At 73.7% G+C, this 16845-nt stretch carries 15 protein-coding genes; 7 read left to right on the plus strand and 8 right to left on the minus strand.

What is annotated here, in order from left to right:
- Positions 1-33 precede the first annotated feature (33 nt).
- Positions 34-849, plus strand: coding sequence for a SigE family RNA polymerase sigma factor (locus IPT68_RS22620; RefSeq protein WP_189702232.1), 816 nt, complete (start codon positions 34-36; stop codon positions 847-849).
- A 201-nt stretch (positions 850-1050) separates the two neighbouring features.
- On the opposite strand, the gene IPT68_RS22625 is transcribed toward IPT68_RS22620, so the two are convergent.
- Complete coding sequence (locus tag IPT68_RS22625) at positions 1051-1686, minus strand: uridine kinase family protein (RefSeq protein ID WP_228039810.1); 636 nt, start codon at positions 1684-1686, stop codon at positions 1051-1053.
- A gap of 241 nt (positions 1687-1927) precedes the next feature.
- Between IPT68_RS22625 and IPT68_RS22630 the strand changes: the two genes are divergently transcribed.
- Together IPT68_RS22630 and IPT68_RS22635 are read left to right on the plus strand one after the other, a co-directional pair.
- Entirely contained in the window at positions 1928-3286 is a 1359-nt protein-coding gene (locus IPT68_RS22630; protein ID WP_228039811.1) for an FAD-binding oxidoreductase, read from the plus strand.
- Positions 3287-3450: 164 nt separating this feature from the next.
- Positions 3451-3852, plus strand: coding sequence for a hypothetical protein (locus IPT68_RS22635; protein WP_189702234.1), 402 nt, complete (start codon positions 3451-3453; stop codon positions 3850-3852).
- A gap of 237 nt (positions 3853-4089) precedes the next feature.
- On the opposite strand, the gene IPT68_RS22640 is transcribed toward IPT68_RS22635, so the two are convergent.
- Both IPT68_RS22640 and IPT68_RS22645 read right to left on the minus strand, forming a co-directional pair.
- Positions 4090-4374, minus strand: a complete 285-nt coding sequence (locus IPT68_RS22640) for a helix-turn-helix domain-containing protein (RefSeq protein WP_228039812.1) — start codon at positions 4372-4374, stop codon at positions 4090-4092.
- Positions 4374-4871: a DUF2975 domain-containing protein gene (locus IPT68_RS22645; RefSeq protein ID WP_189702235.1), complete on the minus strand. Its 498-nt coding sequence runs from the start codon at positions 4869-4871 to the stop codon at positions 4374-4376. Before IPT68_RS22645 ends, IPT68_RS22640 begins: the two co-directional genes overlap by 1 nt.
- 119 nt (positions 4872-4990) lie before the next feature.
- On the opposite strand from IPT68_RS22645, the gene IPT68_RS22650 reads away from it, so the two are divergent.
- Positions 4991-5590, plus strand: coding sequence for a class I SAM-dependent methyltransferase (locus IPT68_RS22650; protein WP_228039813.1), 600 nt, complete (start codon positions 4991-4993; stop codon positions 5588-5590).
- A 23-nt stretch (positions 5591-5613) separates the two neighbouring features.
- On the opposite strand, the gene IPT68_RS22655 is transcribed toward IPT68_RS22650, so the two are convergent.
- Positions 5614-7326 carry a hypothetical protein gene (locus IPT68_RS22655; protein WP_189702237.1) on the minus strand — a complete coding sequence of 571 codons (1713 nt, stop codon included), beginning with the start codon at positions 7324-7326 and terminating at the stop codon, positions 5614-5616.
- 294 nt (positions 7327-7620) lie between these two features.
- Positions 7621-8295: a PH domain-containing protein gene (locus IPT68_RS22660; protein WP_189702238.1), complete on the minus strand. Its 675-nt coding sequence runs from the start codon at positions 8293-8295 to the stop codon at positions 7621-7623.
- A gap of 890 nt (positions 8296-9185) precedes the next feature.
- On the opposite strand from IPT68_RS22660, the gene deoC reads away from it, so the two are divergent.
- Genes deoC through IPT68_RS22675 form a run of 3 tightly spaced genes read left to right on the plus strand, consistent with a single transcriptional unit; the run spans position 9186 to position 12474 of the window.
- Positions 9186-10136 (plus strand): deoxyribose-phosphate aldolase, encoded by a 951-nt coding sequence (gene deoC, locus IPT68_RS22665; protein WP_189702239.1) that lies wholly within the window; start codon positions 9186-9188, stop codon positions 10134-10136.
- 6 nt (positions 10137-10142) lie between these two features.
- Positions 10143-11573, plus strand: coding sequence for an aldehyde dehydrogenase family protein (locus tag IPT68_RS22670; protein WP_189702240.1), 1431 nt, complete (start codon positions 10143-10145; stop codon positions 11571-11573).
- On the plus strand, positions 11566-12474 hold the full coding sequence (locus IPT68_RS22675; protein WP_189702241.1) for an aldehyde dehydrogenase family protein: 909 nt from the start codon (positions 11566-11568) through the stop codon (positions 12472-12474). The genes IPT68_RS22670 and IPT68_RS22675 overlap by 8 nt, the downstream gene beginning before the upstream one ends.
- Positions 12475-12710: 236 nt before the next feature.
- On the opposite strand, the gene IPT68_RS22680 is transcribed toward IPT68_RS22675, so the two are convergent.
- The 3 genes from IPT68_RS22680 to IPT68_RS22690 form a co-directional block, all read right to left on the minus strand.
- On the minus strand, positions 12711-13865 hold the full coding sequence (locus IPT68_RS22680; RefSeq protein WP_373300771.1) for a hypothetical protein: 1155 nt from the start codon (positions 13863-13865) through the stop codon (positions 12711-12713).
- A gap of 147 nt (positions 13866-14012) precedes the next feature.
- A complete protein-coding gene (locus IPT68_RS22685; protein ID WP_189702242.1) occupies positions 14013-15644 on the minus strand; it encodes a phospho-sugar mutase in 1632 nt (543 codons plus the stop codon).
- 325 nt (positions 15645-15969) lie between these two features.
- Positions 15970-16794 (minus strand): purine-nucleoside phosphorylase, encoded by an 825-nt coding sequence (locus IPT68_RS22690; protein WP_189702243.1) that lies wholly within the window; start codon positions 16792-16794, stop codon positions 15970-15972.
- Positions 16795-16845: the final 51 nt, after the last annotated feature.

Consider the following 16845-nt stretch of genomic DNA (forward strand, 5'->3'; position numbering starts at 1 on the left):
GAACACCGGTAAGTCCACGACGGGGGGCGCGAGATGAATACGCTGCACGGCACCAGCACCAGCGCAGTGGTCACGCGTCTGCACGACGTGCACGGTGGCCGGGGTTCCGAGAAGTCCGGTGCCGACGGGGGGCCCTCCCGCGCGAGCTCGTTCGAGCGCGGGGGAGGGCGGGGGTGCGCCCGGGGCACTGGGCGTCAGCACACCGCGCATGCGCAGCAGGGGCTTCAGCCGGGGCTTCAGCCCTACATGACGGTGGTTGACGGTCTCACGGGGGAGACGCACGGGGGAGCCGCGTACGGGGAGGAGCAGGGGGAGCGTCGCTCGCTGACGGAGGCGGAGTTCACCGCCTACGTCCAGGAGCGCCGCGCCTCCCTGTACGCAACCGCCTACCACCTCACGGGCGACCGCTTCGAGGCCGAGGACCTGTTGCAGAGCGCGCTGTTCTCGACGTACAGGGCCTGGGACCGGATCAGTGACAAGGCTGCGGTCGGCGGATACCTCCGCCGCACCATGACCAACCTGCACATCAGCGCCTGGCGGCGCCGCAAGCTCAACGAGTACCCGACCGAGGAACTGCCGGAGACGGCCGGTGACACGGACGCGATGCGCGGCACCGAACTGCGCGCGGTCCTGTGGCAGGCGCTGGCCCGGCTGCCCGAACTCCAGCGCACCATGCTGGTCCTGCGCTACTACGAGGGCCGCACGGACCCGGAGATCGCGGAGATCCTCGACATCAGTGTCGGCACGGTGAAGTCCAGTATCTGGCGGTCGCTCCGCCGGCTGCGCGAGGATGAGGTCCTCAGCTTCGGCCGTGACGAGCAGCACGCCTTCGGGGAGCTTGTCGCCTGAAGGCCGGGCCCCACGGGGAGTGCGGGGGAGTACGGGGCCGGGGGGATCACGGGGGCACGGGGGAGTAGAGCGGGGGGAAAGCGGGGGAGCACGGGGGACACGGGAGCGGGGCTGGAGGGCCGGGGGGTCCGTCCAGTCCCGCCTTCGTGTATTCCGTCCGCGGGTGTTACGCCGCCGTGCCGTGCGTGCCCTCCGCGGGTGTTACGCCGCCGTGCGTGTCGTCGTGCAGCGGCCGGCCGCCGCCGCGGCCAGGCGGCCCATCGCCTCGTCCCGGTCGCAGGCGTGGGCGCCGAGCGCGGTCTGGCGGGCGACGATGGAACGCTCGGCGCGCATCAGGCGCCAGCCGCGGCGCAGCAGGAACGGCACCGACTTGCGGCCCTCCTTCAGGTCGCGCACGAAGCGCCGGCGGAAGGTGCGCACCGGGCCGCGGCTCAGGCACAGCGCGTCGGCCAGCACGCCCAGTTCGCGGCAGCGGGAGACGATCTCGGCGGCGAAGACGCCCTCAGCGATGAACAGTGGGGTCCGCCCGATGTCGAGGGTCGCGGCGCCGGTGCGGGCGCTGAGTGAGATGTCGTAGACGGGGAGGTCGGTACGGCCCGTGCGGCACAGCTCCCCGATCGCCGCGACGGCCGCGTCCGCGTCCCACGAGGCCGGGTGGTCCCAGTCGATGTCGGAGCCCCCCTCGACCAGCGGCAGCGTCGGGTCCGTGCCCTCCTTGTAGAAGTCGTCGAGCCGCAGGACCGGCAGGCCGGAGCGGGCGGAGAGGAGGGACTTGCCGGAGCCGGACGGGCCGCACAGCAGCACGACCCGGGTGGGTATGGGCGGCTGGGAACCCAATGTCTTGTCCTTCTACCTGCGGTCTCGGGGGCGGTTCGGGCGAGGCTCTCGCCGGCGCGCATCCCGTCATTATCCCTGCCGCGGGCCGAGGGCCGGCCGGGCGCCGGTCGGCACGCGGGACTTCAGCCGGTCGAGCACAGGACTTCATAGGATGCGTGCGGGGGCGGGCGGGCGCGCCACCGCCGCTCCGTCGCCGGTTCCCCCGGGACGGAGAGCCCCGTACGACGAGGAGTGGCCGACCGTGGATACCGATCGTCTCGCCCAGCGGCTGTCCGCCGTCGTCGGGCCGGCCCATGTCTTGCGCGACCCCGCGCTGTGCGCCTCGTACGAGACCGACTTCACCGGCCGTTACCGGGGCCGCGCCCGGCTGGTGGTGCGGCCCGGCGACACCGCCCAGGTGGCTCAGGTGCTGCGGCTGTGCCACGCGGCCGGCGTGCCGGTGGTCGCGCAGGGCGGCAACACCGGGCTGGTCGGCGCTTCGGTGCCGACGCCGGACGGAGGCGAGGTCGTGCTGTCGCTTCGGCGGCTGGACTGCATCGGGGACGTCGACCCGGCCGCGGGGCAGGTGACGGTCGGTGCCGGTGTCGTGCTGTCCGACCTGCACCGCCATGTCGCCGCGTACGGACTTCAGTTCGGCGTCGACCTGGCCGCCCGGGACTCGGCGACCCTGGGCGGGATGATCGCGACCAACGCGGGCGGCGAGCGGGTCGTGCGGTACGGCACCACGCGGGCCAACGTGGCCGGGCTGGAGGCCGTGCTGGCCGACGGGACCGTGCTGGACCGGCTGGCCGGGCTGCCCAAGGACAACACCGGGTACGACCTGACCGGCCTGCTGATCGGCAGTGAGGGGACGCTGGCGGTGGTGACGCGTGCCCGGCTGCGGCTGGTGCCCCGGCTGCCGGAGCGGGTGACCGCGCTGGTGGGGCTCGACTCGCTGCGGGCTGCGCTCGATCTGGTGGCGCGACTGCGGGTGCTGGACTCGCTGGAGCTGGCGGAGTTCTTCATGGCCGAAGGGCTCGCGCTGGTGCTGGAGACGACCGGGCTGCCCGCCCCGTTCCGGACGGCCTACCCGGTGTATCTGCTGGTGGAGTGCGCGGGGCGGCGCGATCCGGCCGAGGAACTGGCCGACGTGCTCGACGGGGCGGGGCCGGGGGAGACGGCGGTCGCGCTGGCGGACGCCGACCGGCGGCGGCTGACCGCCTACAGGGAGCGGCACACCGAGTCGATCAACGCGGCGGGGGTTCCGCTGAAGCTGGACGTGACGCTTCCGTTGGCCGAGCTGCCCGGCTTCGTCGCCGAGCTGCCACGGGTGCTGGCGGGGCGGGGGCGGCCGTATCTTTTCGGGCACTTGGCGGAGGGCAACCTGCACGTCAACCTGCTGGACGTGGCGGCCGAGGACGAGGAGGCGGTCACCAGCGCTGTGCTTCAGCGGGTGGCGGCCGTGGGCGGGAGCATCAGCGCCGAGCACGGGGTGGGGCGGGCCAAGGCCCGCCATCTGCGCCTGAGCCGGTCGGAGGCGGAGATCGCGGTGATGCGGTCGGTGAAGGCGGCACTGGATCCGCAGGGGGTGCTCAATCCGGGGGTGGTGCTGGACGGTTAGGGGTGGGGGCGCGGTTGCGAAGGTCGCGGGCGGTGCGGTGACGTGAGTCGTGACGACATCCCGCTCGTCGCGGTGCCCGGCGCGCTGATTGCAGCTCACACGCACTCTCAACTACCCTACGTTGCGACCTGATTACCCAGTGCTACACGAGGTGGCCGCAACCGATGGCTCGACACGACTTCCCCCTCCAGTCCACCACCCGGCGTGCCCTGGCCGTCCTCGCGACGGCGGGGGCGGCCCTGAGCGCATCCGCGACGCCGGCCGCCGCGGACGCCGAGTCGATCCTGGGTATGGTCCACACCCGCCCCACCTCTCTCGGCAAGATCGACCCCCAGGCGGGCGGGGCCGCCCTGACCGGCTCCGTCCGCTACGTCGCGGGCCCGGTCGCCGGCCTCAAGCCCAACCCGCTCGCCGGGACCGGCGTGGACCCCCTCGACAACGGCGTGGGCACCCAGCTGGCCGACTTCAAGCCCGTGACGTCCAAGGCCGTCACGGGTCCCGTGGCGCAGGCCCCGTCGGTCGGGAGCGTGCCGGTGGTGGGGCAGGCGACGGGGTTGCTGACCTGAGCCTCGCGGGCTCGGCGTGCGAAGGGCCGCGCGTCCCTGGTGACGGGGTGCGCGGCCCTGGTGTGTCCGGTCCGTCTGTTCCATCGCGTCTCCCGGTCTGCCGGTCCGGCGCACTGCCGGCCGGGGCGGCGGGGTGTGCACGGTGCTCGCCAGGGCGCGGAACCCTGTTGGGCGGGAATCCGGGGCCCGGCTCGTCGGAGCGCGGGCCCCACCGCTCCGTACGGCCGCGGCCTGTCCCTAGCGCGTGGGGGCGGCGCCCTCCGTCGTCGTACCGGCTGTCGCGGCCGCGGGCCGGTGGTCCTCGCCCGGGCCCTCCTCGCCGGCTTCCCACCGCAGCAGATCCCCCGGCTGGCACTCCAGCACCTCGCACAGCGCGGCGAGCGTGGAGAACCGTACGGCCTTCGCGCGGCCGTTCTTGAGCACCGCCAGATTGGCAGGGGTGATTCCGACGCGCTCGGCGAGCTCACCCACGGACATCTTCCGCCTGGCCAGCATCACGTCGATGTCGACGGCGATCGGCATCAGATCACTCCCTGCAACTCGGCCTCCAGCCGCGCCGCCTCGACGTCGCGCGCGACGGCCTGCGCCAGCAGCATCCGCAGCACGAGCACGATGAGCGCGACGCCCAGCACGGCCACGATCACCCCGCCGATCAGCAGCACGACGCCCGGCGCCACGGCCTCGCCCGGCGCGAGCATGTACCCGAACGCGCTCAGCAGGACGGCGGCCGCGGCGATGGCCCAGATGACGACGTCCACGTACCGGAAGGCGGCGTGCGAGAACACGGTGCCGCGCCGGACCATGGTCACCAGCCGCCACACGCAGACGAGCACGACCTGCACGGTGACGATTCCCAGAACGAGCACCACCAGATACGCGGCCCGCGGATACGCCAACTCGGATCCGCTCTCCTCCAGATCGGCCCCGATCAGCGGCACCATCACGGCCTGTACGAACACCGACCCGGCCAGCAGTGCCACCAGCACGCCTCGCAAAGCAAGCGTCGTCACCTGCCCCATGACCCCTCCTTCAATCGACCTACGATAGGAAGCTATCGATTTTCGATAGGTCTGGCAAGTCGTGTGCCGCGATGTGCCGTCCCCGTGCGCGGAGCCGGCCCGCGTGTTTGGATGCGGACGTGGAAAGCGTCACCAGGTGGCTCCTGACCAAGTGCTTCGGCCGGCCCAGCGGTCCCCTCGGCCGCCTGGGCGGCCGGCTCATGGCCCGCGGCAACGCGGCCACCGAACGTCATGTCGTGGCTCTCGCCGCCCCCGCCGAAGACGACGTCGTCCTCGTCGTCGGCCCAGGCCCCGGCATCGGCCTCGCAGCCGCCGCCGAACGCTCGGCCCACGTCGTGGGCGTCGATCCCTCCGAGGTTATGCGTGCCATGGCCCGCCGCCGCTGCGCACCGCTGATCGCCCGCGGCCGCCTCCGCCTGAGCCCCGGCACCGCGGCGCGCACCGGTCAGCCGGACTCCTCCGCCGACGTCGTGATCTCCGTCAACAACCTCCAGCTCTGGCCCGACGTCCCCGCCGCCCTCGCCGAACTCCACCGCGTCCTGCGCCCCGGCGGCCGCCTCCTGCTCTCCGTCCACGAGAGGTTTCTCCCCACCGACCTGCCGACCCTCGCCGACACGGTCCGGGCAGCCGGTTTCCCCTCCGTGCGCACCTGGACCTGGCAGCCTCCGACCCGCATGGCGTCACGGGCGGCGCAACTGGAGGCGGTGCGCTCCCGGTAGTGCCGCCGCGCGCCGTCGAACGGCTACCGCCACCCCGCGGCTCCGGCCCACGTCCACATCACCGCGATCGACCACGCCACCGCGATCGCGGCGGCCGGCGGCCACAGCGGGCGTCCGCGCTCCCGCGCCCCGCTCTCCCCGGTCGGGCGCAGCCGCGGATCGGCGAGCAGCGCCGTGAGTTCGGCGGCCAGGGCGTCGTACGGGTGCGGCCGTCCCCGCCTGCGCTCCAGGCGGCGCCAGTACGGCGCCGACACCGACCAACCGCCGTCGCGCCAGCGCAGCTTCAGCCGGAACGACTCGCGGTGGACGGCGCGGACGTCCTCCCAGGGGATGTGGCGGGGGCCGCGCAGACCGTTCAGCCACAGCCCGGTGCGGTCGGCGGTCAGGCGCCAGCGCGACTTCACCACCAGGCGGCAGGCGCCGAACACGCCGAGCACCTCGATGAGCACCGGCTTCCAAGGCGTGCCGTCCCCTGCCGTGAACCAGCCCCAGCACACCCACAGTCCCCACTGCGCCAGGAACGCGGTGGCCAGCCAGTCCGCCCCGCCCGCACGCCACCGCCGCACCGGCACCGCGGTGATCGTCTCCGCGACCGCGTTCCTCAGTTCCCGTTGCCGGCGCTCCTCGGCCCCCGCGCGTTCTCCGGCCGCGACCAGACGCCGTACGGTCGCGTCGGGACACGGCCGCACCGGCCCCGCCGACCGCTCGACGAGCGGCGGCTCGTCCGCCTCTTCGGCCGCGCTGACCAGCACCATCTCGGCGCCGTCGTACGGGACGCCGTACAGGACGGCCTCCCGCAGCGGGCCGGGCTCCTCGGAGGCCATGCGGTCGAAGTGCGCGTCCAGGTCCTCCTCGTCGTCGTCCTCGTCGTCCTCGTCGTCCTCGTCGTCCGAAGTCTTGCCGGCCCGCGTCAGCGCCACCGTGAAGAGTGGCCGCGTCGCCGTGACGTCGTCGGCCGCGAAGACCTCCGTGTCGCCGTCGGCGCTGTCCCGCACCAGGACCCGCAGTACGGGTACGGCCTCCGTGCCCCGCAGCGCCGCGGCGCGCCACCGCCCCAGCGCGCCCGAGGCGACCACGGACAGCGCGAGGAACACCAGCAGCCAGCCGAACGACAGTTCCGCACGTCTGCCGCCGGCCACCGCCCAGTGATCGACGGTGGCGAGCGCCACAGCCCCACCGCCGACGAGCGTCAGGCCGAGCCCGGTGAGAAACGCTCCGCGCCTCAGCGGCGTACGACCGTCCGGCAGAGCGGCGACCACGCCTGCCGTCGCCGCCCCCGCCACCTCCCGCTGTCGCCGTCGCGCCGCCGACCGAAGCCACGCGGCCACCCCTACGGTCACCAAGCCCGCCACGACCGCCAGGGTCGCTCCCCGCCCCGCCCCCGGCGTGCAGAGGACCAGGGCGACGGCGACGGGAGCGCAGAGCAGCACTGCCTCCGGCCGCACCACCGCCCACACCGCATGCGCCGCGGCCAGCGCCGCGACCCACGGCCACAGGCCGGCGTACAGCGTGAGCAGACCGGCGGCCGGCGCGGCGACGGCCACCGCCCCGCCGACGGCCACCGCCCCGCCGACGTACAGCGCCCGCCACCGCAGCGGTACCCACCTGGGCGGCAGGGCGTGCGCCCAGCGACGGGCGTCCTTGGCGTTCCAGGGACGGCAGCCGTCGGGTATCGAGGTGGCAGGCAGCGGCAGGGGAAGCGGTCGCGGCTGTCCGGGAGCGGGGGTCGAGCGCATGGTCTACCAGTCGTCAGGGCGGCCGTCACCGCCGTGTGGCGTCGCGGGCGGAGGAGGCGGAACAGGCGGAGCAAGCAGGGCAGGCCCGACCGGAAGGAACGTCCGTCGTTGGGCGAAGGAGGCAGGGCGGATCGAGGCGGTGGCGCGGGCCGAACCCGACGAACGACCTGGGGCGGACGTCCGGGCAGGCGCACGGCGGACCTGCTCGATCAGTCGCTCCCCCTGCCGTCGCCGCTCCCGCTTCCGAGCCCCGGTCCCCGCCGCCGCAGGACCGGTCCCGAGACGGTCCACCCGTCAGCCGGCCACCAGCAGGATGACCAGCAGCACCGCCCCGGCGACCGCAGGCCCTGCGATCTCGTACGCCCAGCGGACGGTCACCTCGCCCTGGGCCGTCCGGGCCTTCTCACGGGCCTCCAGCGTCAGGCGGAGGTCGTGCATGATCTGGTCGCTCTCGGCGCGGAACGGGCCGTCGTGGAGCTCGACGTCCGCCAGCCCGTCGATTCCACGGGCACGGGTTCTCCCGTCCCCGGCGGCCTGGCTCGCGCGCCGCGCCTCCTTGCGTGCGGCCCGGCCGCGTCCGCGCAGGGAGACGGGGACGGCCCACAGCTGGAACTTGGTGCCGGCCTTGCTGACGACCTCGTTGGTGTACCCGGAGCGCAGGGAGGCGACCTCGCCCCAGGGCAGCACGATCGAGCGGAAGGGGTTGCGGACGCGCAGGCGGTCCTCGCCGGCGTACACGGCCGGGCGCAGGGTGAAGGCGACGACCAGGGGCACCACGAGGAGCAGCGTGGCGAGTGCCAGCCACGGTGTGCGGCCCTCGCCCCTGATGATCGCGTCCACGCCGAGCCAGGCGGCGAGGCCGAGCATCAGGACGCCGCCGACGAGACCCATGGGTGACCGGTAGACCCGGTCACGGGTCGTGGGGCGCGGAGGCTGCGGCGCGGGGGACGGCTGGTCCGGGGTCGTCATGCCCCCGATTCTGCCCGACGCCACCGACACCCCGAACGCCCGGTCGGCCCCGGGCCCGCAGCTTCCCCTGCTGGGCCGGTCGTCAGCCGCCGTCCCGCTCATCCCGGGCAGGTCGCTGCCGCCGTCCAGCTCCTCCCCGGGAGGTCGCCAGTCGTGGCCTGGCCGTTTGAGGCAGGTCGCCTGGCCCGTCCTGGGCAGGTCGCTGCCGCCGTCCAGCTCCTTGCCGGGAGGTCGCCAGTCGTGGCCTGGCCGTTTGAGGCAGGTCGCCTGGCCCGTCCTGGGCAGGTCGCTGCCGCCGTCCAGCTCCTTGCCGGGAGGTCGCCAGTCGTGGCCTGGCCGTTTGAGGCAGGTCGCCTGGCCCGTCCCGGGCAGGTCGCTGCCGCCGTCCAGCTCCTTGCCGGGAGGTCGCCAGTCGTGGCCTGGCCGTTTGAGGCAGGTCGCCTGGCCTGTCCTGGGCAGGTCGCCTGCCGCCGTCCGGCTCCTCCCCGGGAGGTCGCCAGTCGTGGCCTGGCCGTCCGAGGCAGGTCGCCTGGCCTGTCCTGGGCAGGTCGCCTGCCGCCGTCCGGCTCCTCCCCGGGAGGTCGCCAGTCGTGGCCCGGCCGTCCGAGGCAGGTCGCCTGGCCCGTCCCGGGCAGGTCACCGGCCGCCGCCCCACGCACGCCCGGCGGGTTTCACAGCCACAGCGCCCTCAAGCTCGCCCGCTCCCACACCCACCCACCACCCCCCGCCCCGAGCCCGGCGGCTTTGGCCGGGCACCGCGCTGCCCACAGCCGATGGCTCCAGCGGCCACCGGGCCGCCCCAAGCCCGCCCGCCCCGCCCAACGCCCCCGCCCGACAAGCCCCAGGGGCTGTACAGCCGCTACGCGCGTAGATATGCTCGTCTGGTGACCATGCCCACCACTGCACACACCCTGACGGACGTGGCGGCCTCCGACAGTACGCTGCGCCGCTTCCTGCACGGGCTGCCCGGCGTCGACGCGGTCGGCCTGGAGGCGCGCGCCGCCTCCCTCGGCACCCGTTCCATCAAGACCACCGCGAAGGCGTACGCCATCGACCTCGCCATCTCGATGGTCGACCTGACGACGCTGGAAGGCGCGGACACCCCGGGCAAGGTCCGGGCGCTCGGCGCCAAGGCGGTCCACCCGGACCCGACGGACCGTACGGCCCCGGCGACCGCGGCCGTCTGCGTCTATCCCGACATGGTGGCCGCCGCCAAGCAGGCCGTCGCCGGCTCCACCGTCAAGGTGGCCTCGGTCGCCACCGCCTTCCCGGCCGGCCGCGCCCCGCTCTCCGTGAAGCTGGCGGACGTGCGCGAGGCCGTGGCGGCCGGCGCCGACGAGATCGACATGGTCATCGACCGCGGGGCCTTCCTCGCGGGCCGGTACATGAAGGTGTACGACGAGATCGTCGCCGTGAAGGAGGCCTGCGGCACGTCGGCCCGTCTGAAGGTCATCTTCGAGACCGGCGAGCTGTCGACGTACGACAACATCCGCCGCGCGAGCTGGCTCGGCATGCTGGCGGGCGCCGACTTCATCAAGACCTCGACCGGAAAGGTCGCCGTCAACGCGACTCCGGCGAACACCCTCCTCATGCTGGAGGCGGTGCGCGACTTCCGCGCCCAGACCGGCGTCCAGGTCGGTGTGAAGCCGGCCGGCGGCATCCGCACGTCCAAGGACGCGATCAAGTTCCTCGTCCTGGTCAACGAGACCGTCGGGGCGGACTGGCTGGACAACCACTGGTTCCGCTTCGGCGCCTCCTCGCTGCTGAACGACTTGCTGATGCAGCGTCAGAAGCTGGCCACCGGCCGCTACTCCGGCCCCGACTACGTGACGGTGGACTGATCCATCATGACCTTTGAGTACGCACCGGCGCCCGAGTCCCGCGCGATCGTCGACATCGCGCCCTCCTACGGCCTGTTCATCGACGGCGAGTTCGTCGAGGCGGCCGACGGCAAGGTCTTCAAGACGGTCTCCCCGGCCACCGAGGAGGTCCTCTCCGAGGTCGCGCAGGCCGGCGAGGCGGACGTCGACCGCGCCGTGCGGGCCGCGCGCAAGGCGTTCGAGAAGTGGTCCGCGTTGCCCGGCGCCGAGCGCGCCAAGTACCTGTTCCGCATCGCCCGCATCATCCAGGAGCGCTCCCGCGAGCTGGCGGTCCTGGAAACCCTGGACAACGGCAAGCCGATCAGGGAGACGAGGGACGCCGACCTGCCCCTCGTGGCGGCGCACTTCTTCTACTACGCGGGCTGGGCCGACAAGCTCGACCACGCCGGGTTCGGGCCGTCCCCGAAGCCGCTGGGCGTGGCGGGCCAGGTCATCCCGTGGAACTTCCCCCTGCTCATGCTGGCGTGGAAGATCGCCCCGGCGCTGGCGACCGGCAACACGGTCGTGCTGAAGCCCGCGGAGACGACGCCGCTGTCCGCCCTGTTCTTCGCGGACATCTGCCGGCAGGCCGGCCTGCCCAAGGGCGTCGTCAACATCCTCCCGGGCTACGGCGACGCGGGCGCCGCGGTCGTCTCGCACCCTGACGTGAACAAGGTCGCGTTCACCGGATCCACGGCGGTCGGCAAGCAGATCGCGCGGACGGTCGCCGGGACGCGCAAGAAGCTCACCCTCGAACTGGGCGGCAAGGGCGCGAACATCGTCTTCGACGACGCCCCGATCGACCAGGCCGTCGAGGGCATCGTCAACGGCATCTTCTTCAACCAGGGCCAGGTCTGCTGCGCGGGCAGCCGCCTGCTGGTGCAGGAGTCGATCGAGGAGGAGCTGCTGCAGGCGCTGAAGCGCCGCCTGTCGACGCTGCGCCTGGGCGACCCGCTCGACAAGAACACGGACATCGGCGCGATCAACTCCGCCGAGCAGCTGGCGCGGATCACCGCGCTCGCCGACCAGGGCGAGGCGGAGGGCGCCGAGCGCTGGTCCCCGGCGTGTGAGCTGCCGTCGTCCGGCTACTGGTTCGCCCCGACGCTGTTCACCAACGTCACCCAGGCGCACACGGTCGCCCGCGACGAGATCTTCGGCCCGGTCCTGTCGGTGCTGACGTTCCGTACGCCGGACGAGGCCGTCGCCAAGGCCAACAACACGCCGTACGGCCTGTCGGCGGGCATCTGGACCGAGAAGGGGTCCCGCATCCTGGCCGTGGCCGGCAAGCTGCGCGCGGGCGTGGTCTGGTCCAACACGTTCAACAAGTTCGACCCGACCTCGCCCTTCGGCGGCTACAAGGAGTCGGGCTTCGGCCGCGAGGGCGGCCGCCACGGCCTGGAGGCGTACCTCGATGTCTGACCGACTCAGTGTGTTCAAGACCTACAAGCTGTACATCGGCGGGAAGTTCCCGCGTTCCGAGAGCGGCCGGGTGTACGAGGTGACGACAGCTGCATCAGCCGCTGACGCGGCGGGCAAGGGCAACTGGCTGGCCAACGCGCCGCAGGCGTCCCGCAAGGACGCCCGGGACGCGGTGGTCGCCGCGCGCAAGGCGTTCGGCGCGTGGTCGGGGGCGACGGCCTACAACCGCGGGCAGGTCCTCTACCGCGTCGCGGAGATGCTGGAGGGGCGCCGGGACCAGTTCGCGCGCGAGGTCGCGGACGCGGAGGGCCTGTCCAAGTCGAAGGCGGCGGCGGTGGTCGACGCGACGATCGACCGCTGGGTCTGGTACGCGGGCTGGACCGACAAGATCGCCCAGGTGGTCGGCGGCGGGAACCCGGTGGCGGGCCCGTTCTTCAACCTGTCCTCTCCCGAGCCGACCGGTGTGGTGGCCGTGGTCGCCCCCCAGGAGTCGTCCTTCCTGGGCCTGGTCTCGGTGGTCGCCCCGGTGATCGCGACGGGCAACACGGCGGTGGTGATCGCCTCCGAGAAGTCCCCGCTCCCGGCCCTGTCCCTGGCCGAGGTGCTGGCCACCTCCGACGTCCCCGGCGGTGTGGTCAACGTCCTGTCCGGCCGTACGGCGGAGATCGCGGCGCCCCTGGCCGCGCACCAGGACGTCAACGCGATCGACCTGGCGGGCGCGGACGAGGCACTGGCGAAGGAGCTGGAGATCGCCGCGGCGGACAACCTCAAGCGGGTGCTGCGTCCACAGCCTGTGGATTACGCCGAGACGCCGGGGACCGACCGCATGACGGCGTTCCTGGAGACCAAGACGGTGTGGCACCCCACGGGTTCGTTGGGGGCGTCGGGCTCCTCGTACTGATCACGACGGACTCCTGGAGCCGCGTCTTCGCCGGGTGCGAGGCGCGGCTCTCCGGCGAGTGGGAGCCGGGACCGGGCCCGCGTCCGGCCCCGGGCGCGCCGATCAGGGGATGACCGGGGCGCCTGGTGCCGGGCGCCTGGGGGGACAGGTGTGGCGCCGGACACCGGTTCCATGGTGGGCGCCGAGGGACCGGGCAGGGCGTCCGGGAGGGATGCGGCAGCCCAACTCCCGGTGCATCAGGGCGCGCTCGGCCACACCAGGATCATGTGGGCGCCGCAGTACGCCGATCCGAGCACCGCCCCTGTCAGCGCCAGTGCGCGCAGTCGGCGGGAGGCCCCGGCCAGGTGCACGGCGAGGGGGAGGAGCAGCGGGAACGCGGGCAGCAGGAAGCGGGCCCGTGGGAAGTAGACGCCGCCGCTGCCCAGCACGACGGCCAGCATCACGCCCGTGAAGACCAGCAGCGGCAACGGCTGACGGTCCGCCACTGACAGGGCGAACAGCACCACCGACGCCAGCAGCGTGCCGGTCACCACGAGCAGGAACGACTCCGGCGTCGAGTCCTCGAACAGCAGCTGCCGCATCCGCTCGACGGTCCGCACGCCGCCGTCCCACTCGTTGCGCCACAGCCGCTGCACGGCGAAGTAGCCGTCCCAGCGGTCCAGGCGCAGGCCGACCCAGCCGACGTAGCCCAGCCAGCCGAGCGGGGCGAGCAGTGCCGCCGCGAGGGCCCGGGGCCGGCGCGACGACATCAGCGCGGTGACCGTGACCGCCGCGGCCACCGCGACGCCGGTCGGGCGGGTGAGTCCGGCGAGGACGGCGAGGCCGGCGGCGGTGAGCGGGCGGCCGGTGAGCACGGCGTACAGCGACCAGGCCGCGCAGGCGGTGAACAGGGACTCCGTGTACCCCATCCACTGCACGAGGCCCACCGGCAGCGCCGCCCAGAGGGTGGTGAGCAGGACGCCGACGCGGCGGCCGTGCAGGTGGTCGCCGACCGCGAAGACGCCCCAGGCGGCGAGCAGGGACGCGGCGACGGCCAGGGCCAGGCCGGTGGAGGCGGGGGAGAGGGGGGAGAGCGGGGTGACGGCGCGCAGGAGGAGTGGGTAGAGGGGGAAGAACGCGAGGTTGTTGGCGTCGTGCCGGGTGCCGAGCTCCGTGGCGTAGCCGTCGGCGGCGATGCCGAGGTACCACTCGGCGTCCCACTCCGCCGCCAGGGCCCGCCGGACGTCCTGGCCGCGGACGTGCGACCAGAGGGTGAGGACGAGCAGGCCGGTGGCGCGGACGCCGGCGTAGGCGAGCAGCGCCGGGGCGGCGTGACGCAGGGCGGTGCGACGGGCGGCGGCCGGCGTGCGGGTGGGCGGCAGGCAGACGGTGGGGGCGGGCGTCGAGGCCAAGGGGAGTGCTCCAACCAGGTACGCGGCTGCGGTGCGGTACCGGTCCACCGTTCACCGGCGGGGGTGCCGCGGTGGGGAGCGTGCGTCGTGCGCCGGGTCAACCACCCGATGGGGTGCCCCCGCCCGGGGGAGGGGCACCCCGGTCCGTCAGATGCCCGCCGCCTCCGACAGGTCCCGCTTGATCGCCGCCAGCAGCTCCGTCGCCCGGGCGCGGGCCGCCGGCAGGTCGGCGTGCGCGGCCACCGGGACGACGACCTCCAGGTAGCACTTCAGCTTCGGCTCCGTGCCGCTGGGGCGGACGATCACCCGTGCGCCGTCGAGCGTGTACCGCAGGCCGTCCGTGGGCGGGAGCCGGTCCGTGCCCCGGGCGAGGTCCTCGGCGTTCGTGACCGGCAGGCCTGCGAGGTGGGTGGGGGGCTGCTCGCGGAGCCTTCGCATGGCGTCGGCGATGACGGAGAGGTCCTGGACGCGGACCGACAGCTGGTCGGTTGCGTGCAGGCCGTGTTCGACGGCCAGGTCGTCGAGGAGGTCGAGGAGGGTGCGGTCGTCCGCCTTGAGCACGGAGGCCAGTTCCGTGATCAGCAGCGCTGCTGTGATGCCGTCCTTGTCGCGTACGCCGTCCGGGTCGACGCAGTAGCCGAGGGCCTCCTCGTAGCCGAAGCGGAGGTCGTCGACGCGGGCGATCCACTTGAAGCCGGTGAGGGTCTCCTCGTGAGGCAGGCCCGCCTGCGCGGCGATGCGGCCGAGGAGCGAGGAGGAGACGATCGACTCGGCGAACGTGCCGCGCACCCCGCGGTTCACCAGGTGGGCGGCGAGGAGGGCGCCGACCTCGTCGCCGCGGAGCATGCGCCAGTCGCCGGCGTCCTTGACGGCCACCGCGCAGCGGTCGGCGTCCGGGTCGTTGGCGATGACCAGGTCCGGGTCGGACGCGCGGGCCTCGGCGAAGGCGAGGTCCATCGCACCGGGCTCCTCCGGGTTGGGGAAGGCGACGGTGGGGAAGTCCGGGTCGGGGTCGGCCTGCTCGGCGACCAGGACGGGGACCGGGAAGCCCGCGCGGTCGAAGGCGGTGAGGAGGACGTCCTTGCCGACGCCGTGCATCGCCGTGTAGACGGTGCGGGCGGTGCGGGGGGAGTCCTCGGCCAGGACGGCGTCCGTGCGGGCGAGGTAGGCCTGCAGGACGCTGTCGTCGAGCGTCTCCCAGCCTTCGGTGGGGCGGCGGACGACGGTGAGGGAGGGGACCGCGGCGATCTCGTCGGCGATCTCGGCGTCGGCGGGCGGGACGATCTGGGAGCCGTCGCCGAGGTAGACCTTGTAGCCGTTGTCCCGGGGCGGGTTGTGGCTGGCGGTGACCTCCACGCCGGCGACCGCGCCGAGGTGCCGGATGGCGAAGGCGAGGACGGGCGTGGGCAGGGGGCGGGGCAGGACGGCCGCGCGCAGGCCGGCGCCGGTCATGACGGCGGCGGTGTCGCGGGCGAAGTCCGCCGACTTGTGGCGGGCGTCGTAGCCGATGACGACGAGCCCGTCGTGGTGGCCCTGCTTCTTGAGGTACGCGGCGAGGCCGGCGGCGGCGCGGATGACGACCGAGCGGTTCATGCGCATGGGGCCGGCGCCGAGTTCGCCGCGCAGGCCGGCGGTGCCGAACTGGAGGGTGCCGCCGAAGCGGGCGGCCAGCTCGGTGACGTCCTTGGCGTCGATCAGGCGGGCCAGTTCGGCGCGGGTCTCCGGATCGGGGTCCTCGGTGAGCCATGCCTGGGCCTGTGCGAGGAGATCGTCTTGCACGGTCGGTCAGCCTCTCGTTGTGGGTGGTGCCTGCCGGGTGCCTGCGGCATCTTTGCGGGCGGGGGTGCCTGCGGTGGCCTGTGCGGGCGTCTGCGGGGTTGCTGGGGCGCCTGCGGTGCGTGCGTCGTCGGGGCCGCGCCGGGGGTGTCCGTCCTCGGAACGGCGCGCGATCGGTCATCTGCAGAGGTGCCCGGGTTGACGCGCCAACCGCTGTGGGCGGACACCCCCCGACACGGCCCCTGCCCGCCGTGCGCGGGTGCGGCTTCGTGTGCCCGACCGTAGTCCGTCGTGGCCGCCCCCCGTCCGGGACCCTGCGCCGAGTGGACTACAGCCGGTCCAGGACCTGGGCCAGCAGGGAGCCCATCCGCGTCGCCGAGTCGCGGCCCGCCTGGAGGACCTCCTCGTGGTTCAGGGGCTCTCCGGTCATGCCGGCGGCGAGGTTCGTGACGAGCGAGATGCCCAGGACCTCCGCGCCCGCCTCACGTGCCGCGATCGCCTCCAGAACCGTCGACATGCCCACCAGGTCGGCGCCGATCACGCGGGCCATGCGAATCTCGGCCGGCGTCTCGTAGTGCGGGCCGGGGAACTGGGCGTAGACGCCCTCCTCCAGGGTGGGGTCGATCTCCTTGCACAGGGTGCGCAGGCGCGGCGAGTACAGGTCGGTGAGGTCGACGAAGTTCGCCCCCACGATGGGGGAGGTCGCGGTGAGGTTGATGTGGTCGCTGATCAGCACCGGCTGCCCGGGACGCATGCCCTCGCGCAGGCCGCCGCAGCCGTTGGTGAGGACGATCGTCTTCACGCCCGCGGCGACGGCGGTGCGCACGCCGTGCGCCACGGCGGCGACTCCGCGGCCCTCGTAGTAGTGGGTGCGGCCGAGGAACACCAGGGCGCGCTTGTCGCCGATCCGGTACGAGCGGATCTTGCCGCCGTGCCCGGCGACCGCCGGCGGCGGGAACCCGGGCAGGTCGGTGACCTGCAGCTCGGCGTCGGGGGCGCCCAGTGCGTCCACGGCCGGCGCCCAGCCGGAGCCCATCACCAGGGCGACGTCGTGGGAGTCGGCGCCGGTGAGTTCGCGCAGGCGGGCGGCGGCGGCGCCGGCGGCGGCGTAGGGGTCGCCCTGGATGTCGTCCGGAAGAAGAGATGCGTTCACGCGGATGAGGGTAGCCGGTTTGGTCCTACGCGCGTAGATGCGGAGGTCACG

This window comes from Streptomyces chromofuscus, from assembly GCF_015160875.1.
GTDB lineage: Bacteria > Actinomycetota > Actinomycetes > Streptomycetales > Streptomycetaceae > Streptomyces > Streptomyces chromofuscus.

Coding starts and splice junctions, on each gene's coding strand:
- deoC (WP_189702239.1), top strand. CDS start 9,186: ATGCCCACCACTGCACACACCCTGACGGACGTGGCGGCCTCCGACAGT.
- IPT68_RS22635 (WP_189702234.1), top strand. CDS start 3,451: ATGGCTCGACACGACTTCCCCCTCCAGTCCACCACCCGGCGTGCCCTG.
- IPT68_RS22645 (WP_189702235.1), bottom strand. CDS start 4,871: ATGGGGCAGGTGACGACGCTTGCTTTGCGAGGCGTGCTGGTGGCACTG.
- IPT68_RS22655 (WP_189702237.1), bottom strand. CDS start 7,326: ATGCGCTCGACCCCCGCTCCCGGACAGCCGCGACCGCTTCCCCTGCCG.
- IPT68_RS22620 (WP_189702232.1), top strand. CDS start 34: ATGAATACGCTGCACGGCACCAGCACCAGCGCAGTGGTCACGCGTCTG.
- IPT68_RS22640 (WP_228039812.1), bottom strand. CDS start 4,374: ATGCCGATCGCCGTCGACATCGACGTGATGCTGGCCAGGCGGAAGATG.
- IPT68_RS22660 (WP_189702238.1), bottom strand. CDS start 8,295: ATGACGACCCCGGACCAGCCGTCCCCCGCGCCGCAGCCTCCGCGCCCC.
- IPT68_RS22675 (WP_189702241.1), top strand. CDS start 11,566: ATGTCTGACCGACTCAGTGTGTTCAAGACCTACAAGCTGTACATCGGC.
- IPT68_RS22670 (WP_189702240.1), top strand. CDS start 10,143: ATGACCTTTGAGTACGCACCGGCGCCCGAGTCCCGCGCGATCGTCGAC.